The following is a 14,354-nucleotide window of genomic DNA, read 5'->3' on the forward strand; positions in this document are numbered from 1 at the left end:
TCTCAAAAAGTTCTTTACTTGCGGGCGAAGAAATGAGAACAAAGAAGCAACACAGATAAGGAGGTATTGATGATGACTTACACTGCCCTGAAATCTATCGCCGTCAGATCACAGGCCACATTGTTGCAAGATGCAGCAGGGGCCGCCGCTTTGATCGTGATGCTGGTGGTGGGTCTGCATCTGCCCGCCTTTATCTGAGTTCTGCCAAGGCTCTCATGCCGTTTTGCCGCTGCATCCGTCCCAATTTGATGCTCCGACTTGCCTGTCCGCGTCGGTTTTCGGCAAAGTGGGTCCCACATGAGGCACGCCGACTGACGCCGCCATCCTTCGCCGGATGTGCGGCGTTTTTTTTTAGCTGTTCAGGGAGGGGCTGACTGAGGCCTGTCGCGATCAGCGCTCGCCCGCTTCGGCAGGTGCCTCGGCCTCTTGCATCGCTTCCGTCAATGCTTCGATGCTGAGCATGATGGAGGCATGGCGGTTTTTATAGGCCGTGGCGGGGGTTAGCACTTCGAAACCGTCGAAAGGGGCATCCGGCACCGGGCCTTCGCCTTTAAGCATGGCGTGCAGTTGATCGCGTGCGGTTGCGATCTGCGCAAGCGACCTGCCGGGGGCGGCATCGCCCACCACGGCGGCGGCGGCTTGCCCCAGAGCGCAGGCTTTCACGTCCTGCTTCATCTCGGCCAGATGCCCATCCTCAACCCGCACATCGACCGTCACGGTGGAGCCGCAGAGCGGCGAGCGGCGTTTCACACTGGCCTGCGGGGTCTCCATGCGGCCCAAGTGGGGGATCTCGGCCGCGAGCGCGAGAATGCGCGCGGAGTAGAGCTTGATGAGGTCCGTCTCATCCGACATGGGCTGTTCCTTTTCGTGTTGAAACCCTACATAAGCGCCGCAGAGACAGATGCAAATATTTCCACGAGGTGCCCGATGACATTTGATCCTGCTAGCCTTCAGTTCAACGAAGCGGGCTTGATCCCGGCCATCGCGCAGGACGCTGAGACCCATGAGGTGCTCATGCTGGCGTGGATGAATGCGGAGAGCATCGCGCGTAGCCTAGAGACCGGCAAGGTCACCTATTGGAGCCGTTCGCGGCAGGCGTTCTGGGTGAAGGGCGAAACCAGCGGCAATGTGCAAAAGCTGGTCGAGATGCGCGTCGATTGTGACCGGGATTGCCTGTTGGTGATGGTGGATCAGACCGGGCCGGCCTGTCACACCGGGCGGCGGAGCTGCTTTTACACCGGCATTCAGGACGGCGAAGAGGTCGAACTGATGAAGCCGATGGGTTAAGACCGCGCGCTAAAGCCCGATGATTTCACGAATTTCATCGGGCGTGGCGCCGTTCTCGCGATAGAGTGCGATGGCGCGGGCGTCATCACGTTTGGCCAATCGCTTGCCGCTGTCATCGCGGATCAGACGGTGGTGGTGATAGAGCGGCGTCGGCAGGCCCAACAGCGCCTGTAGCACCACATGAATGTAGGTCGCATCAAACAGATCGGCCCCGCGCGGGACCAGCGTCACCCCCTGCGCGTCGTCGTCGAGCACGACGGAAAGGTGATAGGACGTGCCCATGTCGCGGCGGGCCAAGACCACATCCCCGACCGTGTCCATCAACTGATCGGAAGAGAGGGTGATCTTCCCAGTTTCGGCATTCGGCCCCTGGCCGTTTTCGGTGAAGCTTAGCTTGGTATTGCCAAGGTTTTCCAGTGCCTTACGCATATCGAGGCGCAGCGCGCCGGAGCCTTTGGAGTGGCCTGCCGTGCGGCAGGTGCCGGGGTAAATGAGGCCATCGGGGCCGTAGACGGGTTCTGCCCCCTCCTGCGGCGCGCTGGTGGCAGCGGCAATGTCGCGGCGGTTGCAGGTGCAGGCATAGAGCAGGCCGCGCGACCAGAGGGCATCTAGGGCGGCTTCATAGGCCGCCATTCGATCCGATTGCCGCATGACGGGATGCGGCCAGTCGATGCCCAGCCATGCGAGGTCTTCGTAGATCTGCGCCTCCCAATGAGCGCGCGCGCGGGATTGGTCGATGTCTTCGATCCGCAGCAGAAAATTGCCCCCTGCGGCCTTTGCAAGATCATGGGCCAAGAGTGCGGAATAGGCGTGGCCGAGGTGCAGTGGTCCGGTCGGAGATGGTGCGAATCTGGTGATAAGAGTCAATTCTTTTCAATCAGATATACGGTAGACTTCATGTCGATCCCGGGCAGGTGCGGCCCTTCCTCGGCAAAGAGGAGGATTGCCGCGCCGCAATCGGTCCATTCGTGGATCATGCCCAAGGCACCGCGATCTTCCAGCGCTTTTTCATTTAGTGAAAATAGGAGCTTACCGCCCTTTTCTAACCCATGCATCAGCGTATCGAAGAGGGTGATCGGGGCTGCACCGGGGCCGATCACACCGATGGCGCTGATCGCCGCATAAGCCCCGGGCGCAAAGGGAAGTGGCGCGTCAACTTCGAGTTCTAATAGGTTGCGGTATATGCCTTTTTTGCGCGCTTGCTCTAGCATGGCGGCGGATACATCACCGCCGTCGATGGTGGTGAAACCCGCCTGTTTCAGCGCCGCGCCGGACAGCCCGGTGCCGCAGCCGATGTCGAAGATCGGCTGCTCTTTGTCGTCGAGAAATTCTGCGAGCGTGGCAGCGGCGCGGTCGGGCGTGGCATAGCCTTGGGCCTTGATGTCCTCGTCATAGCTGCTTGCCCATTCGTCATAGAGGCTGCGGATCACATTCGTGTCCCGCGCCGCATAGGCCTTGTCGAAAAAATGCTGTGTCATGCCCCTAGGATATGGGGGATGGGCGGGAGGATCCAGTGTTAACCCCCGCCGCGTTAACCTTGATTAAGCCATGTTTGCCAATCTGCCTTGGCGCGGTCGGTATAGGCTTTGTAGCGGTCCTTGCGGCCACGGCGCCCCGATTTCAGCCCTTCGACCGGGGGGAAAAGGCCGAAGTTCACGTTCATCGGTTGGAAGGTTTTTGCCTCGGCCCCGCCGGTGATATGGGTGATCAGCGCGCCCATGGCGGTGCTGTCGGGCGGGGTGGGCAGGCTGCCGCCCTTGATTTCGGCGGCGGCCATACGGCCCGCCAGCAGGCCCATGGCGGCGCTTTCGACATAGCCTTCGACACCGGTGATCTGACCCGCAAAGCGGATATTGTCGCGGCTGCGCAGGCGCATCTGGTCGTCGAGCAGTGTCGGCGAGTTGATGAAGGAGTTCCGGTGAATGCCGCCCAAACGGGCGAAGCGCGCGTCTTCTAGCCCCGGAATCCGTTTGAAAACATCTGTTTGCGCGCCGTACTTCATCTTGGTCTGGAAGCCGACGATATTGTAAAGCGTGCCCAGTTTATTGTCGCGGCGCAATTGCACCACGGCATGGGCCTTGACCTCGGGTTGGTGCGGATTGGTCAGCCCCACGGGTTTCATCGGGCCGTGGCGCAGGGTTTCGCGGCCCCGTTCGGCCATCACTTCGATGGGCAGGCAGCCGTCAAAATAGCCTGCGGTTTCGCCCTCGCGGAACTCGGTCTTTTCGGCGGCCAGCAGCGCGTCGATGAAATCCTCGTATTGCTCCTTGTCCATCGGGCAGTTGAGGTAGGCGGTGCGCTCTTCCTCGGTCTCGCCCTTGTCATAGCGCGACTGCATCCATGCTTTGGACATGTCGATGCTGTCGAAATAGACGATCGGCGCGATGGCGTCGAAAAAGGCCAGCGCCTCAGCGCCGGTTTCAGCCGCGATGGCTTCGGCGAGCTTGCCCGAGGTGAGCGGACCGGTGGCGATGATCCATTTGCCGTCGCGCGGCAGTTCGGTGATCTCGCCATATTCCACGGTGATGTTGGGGTGGGCGAGCAGCGTGTCGGTGACGCTCTGCGCGAAGGGGTCGCGGTCCACTGCCAATGCGCCGCCTGCGGGCAGGCGGTTCTTGTCGGCGCAGGCCATGATCAGCCCGTTGGCGGCACGCATTTCCCAATGCAGCAGGCCGACGGCGTTTTGCTCGTCATCATCCGAGCGGAAGGAGTTGGAGCAGACCATCTCGCCCAGAAGCCCGGTTTGGTGGGCGAAGGTTTCAACCTTGGGGCGCATTTCGTGGATCACGACCTTCACGCCCGCGTTCGCCGTTTGCCAAGCTGCCTCTGATCCGGCCATGCCGCCGCCGATGATGTGCAATGTATCTGTCATGGGGGCGATGTAGGGCAGGCCAGCGCCGCACGCAACAGGCAAGAACGGGCGGTCTGGCTTCTGAGGGGGAATGGTTTTGGGGTCGCCGCGGCGGGAATGGTCGGTCAGTGAGAGGCTGACCCGGAGGGACCTTCCGCCTGCGGCGACCCAAAATCATCAGGGTTTCTATGCCCTAACATAACTATGCCGTGATTTCGCCAGATTTGCCAGCCCCAGCGTGGCAACAAAGGCTGGCGGATTTGGAAACAATCATTGGGGCCAATCGGGGCGGCGTTTTTCCAAGAAGGCGTCGATGCCATCGCGTGTTTCCGCCTCAAGCATGTTGCGGACCATGACCTCGCCAGTAAAGGCGTAGGCTTGTTCGCTGGGCATCTGCATCTGTTGGTAGAAGGCGCCTTTGCCATGGGCGACGGCGGTGCCGAGTTTGGCGGCGATCTTCTCGGCCAGCGCCTCGGTCTCTTGGGCCAGTTGGTCGCCCGGCACGGCGCGGTTGATCAGGCCCAGTTCAGCAGCCCGGGGGGCGGAGATGAACTCGCCGGTGGTGAGCATCTCAAAGGCTTGTTTGCGCGGGATGTTTCGGGTCAGGGCGACCATGGGGGTTGAGCAGAAGAGGCCGATGCTCACGCCGTTGACGCCGAAGCGGCAGTCATCCGCGGCGATGGCCAGATCGCAGGTGGCGACAAGCTGACAGCCCGCGGCGGTGGCGATGCCATGCACTTGGGCGATGACGGGCTGCGGCAGGCTTTGGATGCGGGCCATCAGGGCGGCGCAGCGGTCGAAAAGCTCTTTGAAACCTGCCGCTCCCCCGTCTTCGGCTTGGCGCATGGCGGTCATTTGGCGCAGGTCGTGCCCCGCGCAGAAGGCTTTGCCAGCGCCGGACAGGACGATGACCCGCGTGGCGCGGTCCGGGGCCAATTGGTCGAAGCGCGCGTGCAGGGCGGCCAGCATTTCGTCCGACAGGGCGTTCAGCCGCTCGGGGGCGTTCATGCGCAGGTGGGTCACCGACCCGCGTGCCGTAACGTCAAGAATTGCCACCTTGCCCTCCCCGGTTGATCGCGCCAACGTTACGCCGAGGACAGCAGGGAGGACAAGTATGGCCGTGGTGATGGATGCGAAGGCGTTGGAAGCCTTCATGCGGGAGGTGTTCGATCAGGTAGCGGATGATTTCGCCGTGGATCATGTGGCCGAGAACGAGATCACCATGCGCCTGTTGACCAGCCGCCGCCATCTGCGGCCCGGAGGGACTGTTTCAGGCCCGTCGATGTTCGCGCTGGCGGATGTCTCGGCCTATCTGGTGACGCTGGCGATGATCGGGCCCAAGGCGCTGGCGGTGACGACGAATTGCTCGATTGATTTTATGCGTAAACCGCTGGCGGATGTGCCGCTGGTGGCCCATGCCAAGCTGCTGAAGCTGGGGCGGCAGCTGTCGGTGACGGATGTGTTGATCTATTCCGAAGGGTCGGACAAGCCGGTCGCGCGGGCCGGGCTGACCTATGCGATTCCGCCAGCGTCGATGGGGTGAGGGGCAGAGTTTAGGGTCAGCGCCTGACCGTGGGGTGGCGATTGCGACGCCGGTCCATGCCACTTTATGGCGCAGCCGTGATGCGCCTTATCGCAGAAGCGCCCCGCCTCACCAAATCGCCAGCCCGCCGGGACGGGCAGGCGATGGCCCGGCGCCTGCGGCTTGATTCCGGGCCGGGGAATTCTCAGAGGCCACAAAAAAGGGCCGGGAAAACCCGGCCCGAGGAAGAGGTCTGGCAGTCGCCACAGGGAAGCTACGCCTGCCAGAACACGCGGGAAGCCTCGGCCGAGGCTTGTTCCGGTGTCAGTCCCGCATCTTCAAGCTCCCAGGGTTCAAGCGCGGCAAGCGCGATCCGGGTGCGTCGGCGGGCCGCCCATGTGGTCACGACAGCCGCAAAGCGCAGCGCAATCACCGCAGGGACCGGCAGGGCGCGGTATGTCATCAATGTCATTGCATCAGCGGTAAGGGGGCGTGCCTGTGTCATGGGGGGAACTCCTTGAAATTGTATTGGCAAAATTGTATTGACACAAAGTGTAGAATGCCTACAGGTGCAAAGGTACAAAGCGCGATACAATTTGACCACAGGAATATTGTGATGGGTACAATTTGGCAGCCGACATTGGCCGAGGGGCAGGGGCCGAAGTACAAACTCGTCGCGCTGACCATCCGGCAGGGGATTAACTCTGGCGCTTTGGCGGTGGGGGATAAGCTGCCGCCGGTGCGGGAACTGGCGTGGCAATTGGGGATTACCCCCGGCACCGTGGCGCGGGCCTATACCATCCTCACCGATGAGGGTCTGTTGGAGGCCGAGGTGGGCCGTGGCACCTTTGTCGCCCCGCCGCAGGCGGCCATCCGCGAGGATGTCTGGAATCGCGAACAAGATAGTTGGATCAAGGAGTTGGAGGTTGCCGATACGGATGCGGTCAGCCTCTTCAGCCCGCGCCTGCCGGACATGGGACAGGTGGCGCTGATCCGCAGCGCCCTACGGCAGGTGGCGGATGTGCCAGGCGAAGACCTGATGAACTATCCCACCCGCGACGCCTATGCCCCGGTGCGGCAAGCGGTGGTCAACTGGCTGTCGCATCTCGCGCTCGGGCCGCTGAGCGAGCGTGACGTTGTGCTCTCGCATGGCGGGCAGAGCGGGATTGTATTGGTACTGCAAGCGATCCTTTCAGGGCCGAAGCCGGTGATGCTGGTCGAAGATCTCTCCTACGCCGGGTTTCGCCGCGCGGCAGAGGTGCTGCGCGCCGAGGTGGTCGGGGTGGCGATGGACGCAGAGGGCGTGCTGCCAGAGGCGCTGGACAAGGCCGCGCGCGACAGCGCGGCGCAGGTCTTTTGCACGACGCCGGAGGTGCATAACCCTACGGGCAGCCACACCAGCCTTGAACGGCGGCGTGCGCTGTTGGAAGTCGCCAAACGGCACGGGTTGGAGATTTTGGAGGATGACTGCTACCGCATGGGCCTCGCCCGCGCGCCGAGCTACCGCTCGCTCTGGCCTGAGCATGTCTGGCATGTCTCTTCGATCTCAAAGGAATTGACGCCTGCCTTGCGGGTGGGGTTTGCGCTGGCGCCCGCAGGCCGTGCGGCGGACCTGCGGCGGGTGGCGGAATATGGCTATTTCGGCCTCGCCCGTCCCTTGGCCGAAGCCACGCGGATTCTCCTGACGGACCCACGGCTCAAGGCGATCTGCGCCGATATTCGCGAAAGACTGGCGGAATATGTCGAAGTGGCGGTCAACCATCTGGGCGGCCACGCTTTGGAATGGTCGCGCGATGTGCCCTTTCTCTGGCTGCAACTCCCGCCGGGGTGGCGGGCTGCCGGGTTCTGCCGCGCGGCAGAGGCGCAGGGCGTGCAGATCCGCTCGGCCGATGAATTCGCCCTGCGCGATGGCCGCGCGCCCCATGCGGTGCGCATCGCGGTGAACGCCCATGTCTCCCTGCGCTCTTTCGAGGCGGCGATGCAGCGGCTGCGCTGCCTTCTGGACAATCCACCGGAGCAGATCAGCGTGTAGAAATATGGGGTATTATTATACCTAAATCGCAACGTATTGTTTTAGCTGATAAAATCAGGGATTGCTGCGCTTGACCCGGCGATGCAGGTGTTTATAACGCCTCCATCAGACACCGGGCGGGGATTCCTCGTTCCGACCAACCTCAAACGGGAATTCATCCATGAAAACCTTTTCTGCGACACCGGCAGATATCGACAAGAAATGGATCATCATCGACGCCGAAGGCGTCGTGCTGGGCCGTCTCGCCTCGATCGTTGCCATGCGCCTGCGCGGCAAGCACAAGCCGTCCTTCACGCCGCATATGGATTGCGGCGACAACGTGATCGTCATCAACGCCGACAAGGTGCAGATGACCGGCAAGAAGCGCGAAGAGCACTTCTACTGGCACACCGGCCACCCCGGTGGCATCAAATCGCGCACCAAGGCACAGATCCTCGAAGGCGCGCATCCTGAGCGTGTTGTGACCCAAGCGGTCAAGCGCATGCTGCCCGGCAACCGCCTGAGCCGCCAGATCATGACCAACCTGCGCGTATATGCAGGTAGCGAACACCCCCATGAGGCGCAGAGCCCCGAAGTTCTGGATGTCAAATCCTTGAACAAGAAAAACACGCGGAGTGCATGAGCATGGCTGACGAAATCAAATCCCTCGACGGTCTGGAAGCAGCCGTGACCGACAACATCGGCGGCGTGCAGGGCACCGAGACCGAAGTGACCCCCGTGAGCCGGTTCGTGACGAACTGGGCCGCGCCTATGCCACCGGCAAGCGTAAAGACGCGGTCGCCCGCGTTTGGATCAAGCCCGGTTCCGGCAAGGTCATCGTGAACGGCAAGCCGCAGAACGAATACTTCGCGCGCCCTGTGCAGCAGCTGATCCTCGCGCAGCCTTTCGGCATCACCAACACCGAAGGCCAGTTCGACGTGATCGCGACTGTCAAAGGCGGCGGTCTGTCCGGTCAAGCGGGTGCGGTCAAGCACGGCATCTCCAAAGCCCTGCAACTCTACGATCCCTCCCTGCGCGGTGCGCTGAAAGCGGCAGGCTTCCTGACCCGCGACAGCCGCGTCGTCGAGCGGAAGAAATACGGTAAGGCCAAAGCGCGCCGGAGCTTCCAGTTCTCCAAGCGTTAAGCTTACCGGTCATATTTTGCGAAAGGGCTGCCCTCCGGGGTGGCCCTTTTTCGTTGCGGTGGGCAGGGTTGGCCGCGGGACATGAAAAAGGCCGCCGCGGTTTCCCGCAGCGGCCTTAGGGTCGGATCGCCTTTGATCCTAAATCGGCTTAGCCGCCGATTTCGTAGCTCACGGTGAAGCCCAGCACGCCGTCGCCATCGTTGGTGTCTTCGTAAAGCGCTTCGAAAGTGACGCCGTCACCGAAGTCATAAACGGCACCGGCTTCGGCATAGATGTTGTCGTCGCGGTCGCTGTTGCCGATGAGGCCAACGGCGGTCCAACGCTCGGACAGGGGCGCTTCGAACGCGACTTCCTGATCGCTTTCGCCATTGTCGGGATCGATGATCACGGCGAATGCGCCCGAAGCGTCACGCCCGATGGGGAAGCCCAGCGTCGCGGTGATCTCTTCGCTGTGATCTTTGGAATCGTTCAGCCAGATGTAGCCATAGGTCAGATCCCAGCTCAGGCCTTGACCGAAGTCCGCGCCGTAGCCGAGGTTCGCTTCGAATTCGACGTCATCGGTGGGGTCTTGGTAAAGCGATGTCGCGCTCAGCCCGGTGTGGAAGCCGCCGTAGGTCAGCTCGACAAAACCTTCGACTTCGTTCTCAACGTGATCGAAATCATCCGACGTGTTGAACCGTGTCGCGGCAGAGACGCCGGCGGTCCAGCCAACCATGGAAGTCATGCTGCGGTCTTCGATGACCGGGTCGAAACCGGTAGTGACGTTTTCCTGCGCATAGGCAGCAGAGGAGAGCAGCCCGGCGGTGAGGCCGAACCCGATAAGATGTTTGATATTCATGGCATTTGCCTAGTTTTGGACCATAGCTTGTCTGCGACTGGCGAGGTCAGGTTGTGAAGGCCCCTCGGATAGGGCGCTCTCCGGGGGGCGGCAAGGCCCGATTGCGCATATCTGGCATGCGTTAGAACATAACATTGTGATCGACGGAAATTTCGCCCAAGTCGTTGGTTTTTATCAGGCGACGTGGTTCCGGGCGGGGCTGTGCCTGCCTATATCAGCCCCAACACAGGAGACAGTCATGCAGTATTCAGTTCTTGATCTTGCGCCCGTGCCCGAAGGGTCGGATACCACCACCGCCATCGCCAATTCGGTCGCTCTGGCGCAACTGGCCGAGGCCAAGGGCTATCACCGGTTTTGGATGGCGGAGCATCATAATATGCCCGGCATCGCTTCGGCGGCGACCTCGGTTCTGCTGGGTCATGTGGCGGATCACACGAAAGAGATTCGCGTCGGCGCGGGCGGGGTGATGCTGCCCAACCATGCGCCCTTGGCCATTGCCGAACAGTTCGGCACGCTTGCGGCGATTCATGGTGACCGGATCGATTTGGGGCTGGGCCGCGCGCCGGGCGGGGATCAGGCGGTGATGCGCGCCATGCGCCGCGGCATGATCGCGGGCGATCAATTCCCCGATGACGTGGCCGAGTTGATGGCCTATCTCGGCGCGCCCGATCCCCGCGCGCCGGTGCGCGCCCATCCGGGTGAGGGGACGCATGTGCCGATCTGGATCCTCGGCTCCTCGCTCTATGGCGCACAATTGGCGGCGCATTTTGGGCTGCCCTATGCCTTTGCCTCGCATTTCGCGCCGGATGCGTTGGAAGAGGCCGCGGCGATCTATCGTCGGGATTTCAAACCGTCCAAAGCCTGCCCCGAACCGCGTTTCATGCTGGCGGTGAACGTCTTTGCCGCCGACACGGATGAGGAGGGCGCCTATCTGCGGACCACCATGCAGCAGGCTTTCGCCCGTCTGCGTACTGGCCGCCCCGGCAAGCTGCCAGCCCCGGTGCGCGACATCGATGCCGAGATCGGCGCGGGCCTGCGCCAAGGGGTCGACCACGCATTGCGCATCTCTGCGGTCGGCAGTCCTGAGACGGTGAAACGTCAGTTGGAAACGCTGATCGCGCAGCACCGACCCGATGAGTTGATCTTGACCGGGCAGATTCACGACCATAACGCGCGGCTGCGCTCGTTCGAGATTGCGGCGGATGTCTTGCAGGAGATGAAAGTGGCGGCCTAAGGGCCGCCGCCGTCACTCGTCGGGGCTGACCAGCCCCAAGCCGCGCAGATAAATCCCGATCCCGGTTTCCAGCAGGTCATCGGGCGGGAAGGGCGAGGCGCGACCGGGCGAGTTGCGGGCGAAAAGCTCGACCACCCCGTGGCTCATCGCCCAGATATGGGCCGAGAACATCGAGGCGGGCGGGCGTTTGTCCGCCGGGATATGTTGGCTGAGGTCGGTCGCCGCGCGTTCCAGCACCGCATTGGCGCGGTTGGCGGCATGGGCCAGTTCCGGCGTGCGGTTGACCGAGATGCCGGATTCGAACATCGCGATGTAATGGCCGGGATGTTTGCGGGCAAAGGCAAGATAGGCGCGGCCCGTCGCCTCAAAGGCTTTAAGTGCCGAGGGCTGGCCGGATTGATAGGCAAATTCCATCAAGTCGGCAAAGATATCATAGCCTTGATGCGCGGCCTCGGCGATGAGGTCTTCGCGGCCCTCAAAATGGCGATAGACCGCCGCCGGGGTGACGCCCGCGCGTTTGGCGGCCTCGGAAAGGGTGAAACCCGTGGGGCCGCGCTGCTCGATCAACTCAAGCGCCGCGTCGATCAGCGCTTGGCGCAGGTTGCCGTGATGGTAGCCGCGCTTAGGCATCCCAGATGTCCGGCCCGCCGCAGATTTCATCGTCGATCTTGCCGATCGCCTTGGCGTCTTTCTGAGGATAGTCGAAACGGTGCAGCAGATGGCGCATGGCCGCGAGACGGGCGCGGCGTTTGTCGTCAGAGCGGATCACCGTCCACGGGGTTTCATCCGTATGGCTGCGCAGCAATGTCTCGGCGATGGCGGCGGAATACTCCTCCCATTTCGCGAGACCTTTGACGTCGATGGGGCTCAGTTTCCACTGTTTCAACGGATCGGATTCGCGCGACAACATGCGGCGCAACTGCTCGGCCCGGCCCACGTTGAGCCAGAACTTGATCAGGTGAATGCCGTCTTCGACGAGCATCTGCTCGAACGGGGTGACCTGTTCAAAGAAATGCGCGCGTTGTTCGGGGGTGCAAAAGTCAAAGACCTTTTCCACCACCCGCGATTGTACCAAGAACGGTCATAAAAAACCATCTCGCCCGCTGTGGGCAGATGTTTGATATAGCGCTGAAAATACCACTCGCCTTGCTCGGTTTCGGTAGGTTTCGACAGGGCCACCACCCGCGCGGACCGTGGGCTGAGGTTTTCGCGCATACGGCGGATCGTGCCGCCTTTGCCAGCGGCGTCGCGGCCCTCGAAAACCATGACCACGCGCTGCCCGGTTTCGCGCACCCAAGATTGCAGTTTGACCATCTCGATCTGCAAACGGTCATAGTCGCGCTCATAGGTCTTGCGCGACAGACGTTCATCATGCGGGTAGCTGGGCGAAAGGATATCGTCCTTGTCGGCCCGCTGGATCGCTTGGCGGATGTCCTCGGGGGCGTCGTTTTCGTAAAAGGCGCTGATTGCGCCGTCAAAGGGCAGGTCCATGGGCGCTCCTTGCGGGTTGTTCTTGTTTCAATATGGGATGTTAAGGCGATTAACGCAAACCGGCACGGGCGGCGGCGCGGTCGATGGCATCCACCACCGCCTGCGGGTCGGCGTGATGGGGCATATGGCCCATGCCGGGCAGGCGGGTCAGGGCGCCGTTGGGGATGTCTTTGATCAGTTCCTCGGCGTGGATATGCATCGGCACAATGGTATCGGCATCACCGTGAATGATTTCGACCGGCATGGTCAGGCGGTCATATTGCGCGGCCATTTCAACCACATGCGGGCGGAGTTGATAAACCTGTTGCGCATTGGCGCGGCTGGCGCTGCGGCGCAGAGTGAGGCCCGTGCCGATGTGATCGGCATAGCCTTCGGGCGCTTGCTGTGGGGCAAAGATCGCCGCGATGCTGCTTTGCACCACGCTGTCGGGGACAAAGGCGGTGACGGCGGGGATAAAGAGCGCCCCGCCAAGCCGTGAGGCGCTGACGTTATAGAGCCAGCCGAGACCGCCGGGCCAAGGCTCCGACACGGCAGAGACCAGCACCAGCGCTGCGGTCTCATCAGGGCGTTGCAGCCCCAAGCCAGCGCCACGGCCCCGCCAAAGGAATGGCCCAGCACGATGGGGTTTTCGACACCCAGTTGATCCGCCGCTTTCTGCAAGAGTGCGGCCTGTTCCTGCGGCGACTCGCCGCGCGGGTTCCAAGGCCCGCGCGCGCCGGGCAGGCGGGCGGTATAGCCCATGCCGGGACGGTCGAACATGATGACGCGGTAGCGGTCGCTCAGCCGCTCAGCGAAGCCCAGAGTAAAATCGCGCAGGTTGCCGCTGGCCCCGTGGATCAGTACCAGATCGGGCCCGCTGCCGATGATCTTGGCATGGACCGGCAGGCCATCCACCGTGATGATCTCACCCTCGGGCGGATGGCTTGCCTCGGCCCGCGCCTCATGCCGCGCGGCACGCCATTGGACAAGCGCGGTGAGCAGCGCCAGCCCGAGGAGGAGGGCAAGCAGCAGTTTAATGGCCGATCTCATTCATATCAAAGGGGGTGGTTTGGTATATCTCGTTGATCCAATTGCCATAAAGCAGATGCGCATGGCTGCGCCAGCGGTTCACCGGCGTGCGCGCGGGGTCATCCTCGGGGTAGTAGTTGCAGGGCACGTTGATCGGCACGCCATTCTCGACATCGCGGTCATACTCTTGCTTGAGCGTGTCGCGGTCGTATTCAAAATGGTTAAAGACATAGAGCGCGCGGTGTTCGGGGTCTTCGATCAGACAGGGGCCAACCTCATCACTGCCCAAAAGGGTGGTCAGGCCGGGACGCGCGTCAACCTCGTCTTGTCGCATCTCGGTCCAGCGCGAGACGGGCACGGTGCAATCATCCGAAAAGCCGCGCAGATAGGGCGAGGCGGGCGCGAGGTTGCGGTGCCGGAAACAGCCGAAAGCCTTTTCGCTCAGCATGTGTTTCTTGACGCCGTGGAAGTGGTTGATCATCGCCATGCCGCCCCAGCAGACGCCAAAGGTGGAGTGGATGTTCGTCTGGGTCCATTCCATCACCTCGCGCAGCTCGTCCCAATAGGTCACCTCGTCAAAGTCGAGATGTTCGATCGGTGCGCCGGTGATGATCAGCCCGTCGAATTTCTCGGCCTTCATCTCCTCAAAGGGGCGGTAGAAGCTTTCCATATGTTCGGCGGCGGTGTTGCGGGTCCGGTGGTCTGACATGCGGATGAGGCTCAGTTCGATCTGCAAGGGCGTGGCACCGATCAGCCGGGCGAACTGGTTCTCCGTCTGGATTTTCTTGGGCATCAGGTTCAGCAGGGCGATGCGCAGGGGGCGGATGTCTTGCCGCGATGCCAGTTCCTCGTCCAGCACCATGACCCCTTCGTTGCGCAGAACGTCGAAGGCAGGCAGGCGGGAGGGGATCTTGATGGGCATGAGACAGGTCTTTCAGGGGTGGCCAGTGCAGTCAGATAATCTTGG

Annotated in this window: 17 protein-coding genes and 2 pseudogenes; 7 read left to right on the forward strand and 12 right to left on the reverse strand. The window is 62.1% G+C overall.

The features are described 5' to 3' along the window. Positions 1-69 precede the first annotated feature (69 nt). The gene (locus tag CUR85_RS14400; protein WP_269451604.1) at positions 70-198 is read left to right on the forward strand and encodes a hypothetical protein; all 129 of its coding nucleotides are present in this window, start codon (positions 70-72) and stop codon (positions 196-198) included. A 192-nt stretch (positions 199-390) separates the two neighbouring features. Here the strand turns inward: CUR85_RS14400 and CUR85_RS14405 are convergent, their stop codons facing one another. Further along, positions 391-852 carry an iron-sulfur cluster assembly scaffold protein gene (locus tag CUR85_RS14405; RefSeq protein WP_067266897.1) on the reverse strand — a complete coding sequence of 154 codons (462 nt, stop codon included), beginning with the start codon at positions 850-852 and terminating at the stop codon, positions 391-393. A gap of 75 nt (positions 853-927) precedes the next feature. Between CUR85_RS14405 and hisI the strand changes: the two genes are divergently transcribed. Next, a complete protein-coding gene (hisI, locus tag CUR85_RS14410) occupies positions 928-1,287 on the forward strand; it encodes a phosphoribosyl-AMP cyclohydrolase (protein ID WP_067266895.1) in 360 nt (119 codons plus the stop codon). A 9-nt stretch (positions 1,288-1,296) separates the two neighbouring features. Here hisI and gluQRS read toward each other — a convergent pair whose 3' ends face one another. The 4 genes from gluQRS to CUR85_RS14430 all read right to left on the reverse strand — a co-directional run bounded on the left by gluQRS (position 1,297) and on the right by CUR85_RS14430 (position 5,194). Further along, the gene (gluQRS, locus tag CUR85_RS14415) at positions 1,297-2,154 is read right to left on the reverse strand and encodes a tRNA glutamyl-Q(34) synthetase GluQRS (RefSeq protein ID WP_067266893.1); all 858 of its coding nucleotides are present in this window, start codon (positions 2,152-2,154) and stop codon (positions 1,297-1,299) included. After that, entirely contained in the window at positions 2,151-2,765 is a 615-nt protein-coding gene (locus CUR85_RS14420; RefSeq protein ID WP_067266892.1) for a class I SAM-dependent DNA methyltransferase, read from the reverse strand. The genes gluQRS and CUR85_RS14420 overlap by 4 nt, the downstream gene beginning before the upstream one ends. Before the next feature lie 53 nt (positions 2,766-2,818). Further along, a complete protein-coding gene (trmFO, locus tag CUR85_RS14425) occupies positions 2,819-4,159 on the reverse strand; it encodes a methylenetetrahydrofolate--tRNA-(uracil(54)-C(5))-methyltransferase (FADH(2)-oxidizing) TrmFO (protein ID WP_067266890.1) in 1,341 nt (446 codons plus the stop codon). Between the two features lie 249 nt (positions 4,160-4,408). Beyond that, on the reverse strand, positions 4,409-5,194 hold the full coding sequence (locus CUR85_RS14430) for an enoyl-CoA hydratase (RefSeq protein WP_067266886.1): 786 nt from the start codon (positions 5,192-5,194) through the stop codon (positions 4,409-4,411). Between the two features lie 58 nt (positions 5,195-5,252). On the opposite strand from CUR85_RS14430, the gene CUR85_RS14435 reads away from it, so the two are divergent. Continuing rightward, the gene (locus tag CUR85_RS14435) at positions 5,253-5,681 is read left to right on the forward strand and encodes a PaaI family thioesterase (protein ID WP_067266884.1); all 429 of its coding nucleotides are present in this window, start codon (positions 5,253-5,255) and stop codon (positions 5,679-5,681) included. Between the two features lie 253 nt (positions 5,682-5,934). Here the strand turns inward: CUR85_RS14435 and CUR85_RS14440 are convergent, their stop codons facing one another. Then, positions 5,935-6,165 (reverse strand): DUF1127 domain-containing protein, encoded by a 231-nt coding sequence (locus CUR85_RS14440; protein WP_067266882.1) that lies wholly within the window; start codon positions 6,163-6,165, stop codon positions 5,935-5,937. 111 nt (positions 6,166-6,276) lie between these two features. On the opposite strand from CUR85_RS14440, the gene CUR85_RS14445 reads away from it, so the two are divergent. From CUR85_RS14445 to rpsI, 3 genes and pseudogenes are all read left to right on the forward strand, one after another. Next, entirely contained in the window at positions 6,277-7,692 is a 1,416-nt protein-coding gene (locus CUR85_RS14445) for an aminotransferase-like domain-containing protein (protein WP_067266880.1), read from the forward strand. 160 nt (positions 7,693-7,852) lie between these two features. After that, positions 7,853-8,314: a 50S ribosomal protein L13 gene (gene rplM / locus CUR85_RS14450; RefSeq protein WP_067266879.1), complete on the forward strand. Its 462-nt coding sequence runs from the start codon at positions 7,853-7,855 to the stop codon at positions 8,312-8,314. A 2-nt stretch (positions 8,315-8,316) separates the two neighbouring features. Beyond that, positions 8,317-8,816 (forward strand): annotated as a pseudogene (gene rpsI / locus CUR85_RS14455) (30S ribosomal protein S9). Between the two features lie 148 nt (positions 8,817-8,964). Here rpsI and CUR85_RS14460 read toward each other — a convergent pair. Continuing rightward, positions 8,965-9,654: a hypothetical protein gene (locus CUR85_RS14460; RefSeq protein ID WP_067266877.1), complete on the reverse strand. Its 690-nt coding sequence runs from the start codon at positions 9,652-9,654 to the stop codon at positions 8,965-8,967. A gap of 238 nt (positions 9,655-9,892) precedes the next feature. On the opposite strand from CUR85_RS14460, the gene CUR85_RS14465 reads away from it, so the two are divergent. Beyond that, positions 9,893-10,888: an LLM class flavin-dependent oxidoreductase gene (locus CUR85_RS14465; RefSeq protein WP_067266875.1), complete on the forward strand. Its 996-nt coding sequence runs from the start codon at positions 9,893-9,895 to the stop codon at positions 10,886-10,888. Positions 10,889-10,900: 12 nt separating this feature from the next. Here the strand turns inward: CUR85_RS14465 and CUR85_RS14470 are convergent, their stop codons facing one another. The 5 genes and pseudogenes from CUR85_RS14470 to metA form a co-directional block, all read right to left on the reverse strand. Continuing rightward, on the reverse strand, positions 10,901-11,518 hold the full coding sequence (locus tag CUR85_RS14470; protein ID WP_067266873.1) for a TetR/AcrR family transcriptional regulator: 618 nt from the start codon (positions 11,516-11,518) through the stop codon (positions 10,901-10,903). Further along, positions 11,511-12,379, reverse strand: a pseudogene (gene ppk2 / locus CUR85_RS14475) (polyphosphate kinase 2). Before ppk2 ends, CUR85_RS14470 begins: the two are co-directional and overlap by 8 nt. Positions 12,380-12,428: 49 nt before the next feature. Next, on the reverse strand, positions 12,429-12,623 hold the full coding sequence (locus tag CUR85_RS20570; RefSeq protein ID WP_425520139.1) for an alpha/beta fold hydrolase: 195 nt from the start codon (positions 12,621-12,623) through the stop codon (positions 12,429-12,431). A gap of 2 nt (positions 12,624-12,625) precedes the next feature. Further along, complete coding sequence (locus CUR85_RS14480) at positions 12,626-13,408, reverse strand: alpha/beta fold hydrolase (protein ID WP_425520140.1); 783 nt, start codon at positions 13,406-13,408, stop codon at positions 12,626-12,628. After that, positions 13,392-14,309: a homoserine O-acetyltransferase MetA gene (gene metA, locus CUR85_RS14485; protein ID WP_067266868.1), complete on the reverse strand. Its 918-nt coding sequence runs from the start codon at positions 14,307-14,309 to the stop codon at positions 13,392-13,394. The genes CUR85_RS14480 and metA overlap by 17 nt, the downstream gene beginning before the upstream one ends. Positions 14,310-14,354 lie beyond the last annotated feature (45 nt).

The organism is Sulfitobacter faviae (assembly GCF_029870955.1).
Lineage (GTDB): Bacteria > Pseudomonadota > Alphaproteobacteria > Rhodobacterales > Rhodobacteraceae > Sulfitobacter > Sulfitobacter faviae.

Bases quoted from the DNA above. Each gene is read 5' to 3' on its own strand.
- CUR85_RS14435 (WP_067266884.1), top strand. From the start codon at position 5,253: ATGGCCGTGGTGATGGATGCGAAGGCGTTGGAAGCCTTCATGCGGGAG.
- CUR85_RS14400 (WP_269451604.1), top strand. From the start codon at position 70: ATGATGACTTACACTGCCCTGAAATCTATCGCCGTCAGATCACAGGCC.
- hisI (WP_067266895.1), top strand. From the start codon at position 928: ATGACATTTGATCCTGCTAGCCTTCAGTTCAACGAAGCGGGCTTGATC.
- rplM (WP_067266879.1), top strand. From the start codon at position 7,853: ATGAAAACCTTTTCTGCGACACCGGCAGATATCGACAAGAAATGGATC.
- CUR85_RS14470 (WP_067266873.1), bottom strand. From the start codon at position 11,518: ATGCCTAAGCGCGGCTACCATCACGGCAACCTGCGCCAAGCGCTGATC.
- metA (WP_067266868.1), bottom strand. From the start codon at position 14,309: ATGCCCATCAAGATCCCCTCCCGCCTGCCTGCCTTCGACGTTCTGCGC.
- CUR85_RS20570 (WP_425520139.1), bottom strand. From the start codon at position 12,623: ATGCCGGTCGAAATCATTCACGGTGATGCCGATACCATTGTGCCGATG.
- CUR85_RS14460 (WP_067266877.1), bottom strand. From the start codon at position 9,654: ATGAATATCAAACATCTTATCGGGTTCGGCCTCACCGCCGGGCTGCTC.
- trmFO (WP_067266890.1), bottom strand. From the start codon at position 4,159: ATGACAGATACATTGCACATCATCGGCGGCGGCATGGCCGGATCAGAG.
- CUR85_RS14440 (WP_067266882.1), bottom strand. From the start codon at position 6,165: ATGACACAGGCACGCCCCCTTACCGCTGATGCAATGACATTGATGACA.
- CUR85_RS14445 (WP_067266880.1), top strand. From the start codon at position 6,277: ATGGGTACAATTTGGCAGCCGACATTGGCCGAGGGGCAGGGGCCGAAG.
- CUR85_RS14405 (WP_067266897.1), bottom strand. From the start codon at position 852: ATGTCGGATGAGACGGACCTCATCAAGCTCTACTCCGCGCGCATTCTC.
- CUR85_RS14465 (WP_067266875.1), top strand. From the start codon at position 9,893: ATGCAGTATTCAGTTCTTGATCTTGCGCCCGTGCCCGAAGGGTCGGAT.
- CUR85_RS14480 (WP_425520140.1), bottom strand. From the start codon at position 13,408: ATGAGATCGGCCATTAAACTGCTGCTTGCCCTCCTCCTCGGGCTGGCG.
- CUR85_RS14420 (WP_067266892.1), bottom strand. From the start codon at position 2,765: ATGACACAGCATTTTTTCGACAAGGCCTATGCGGCGCGGGACACGAAT.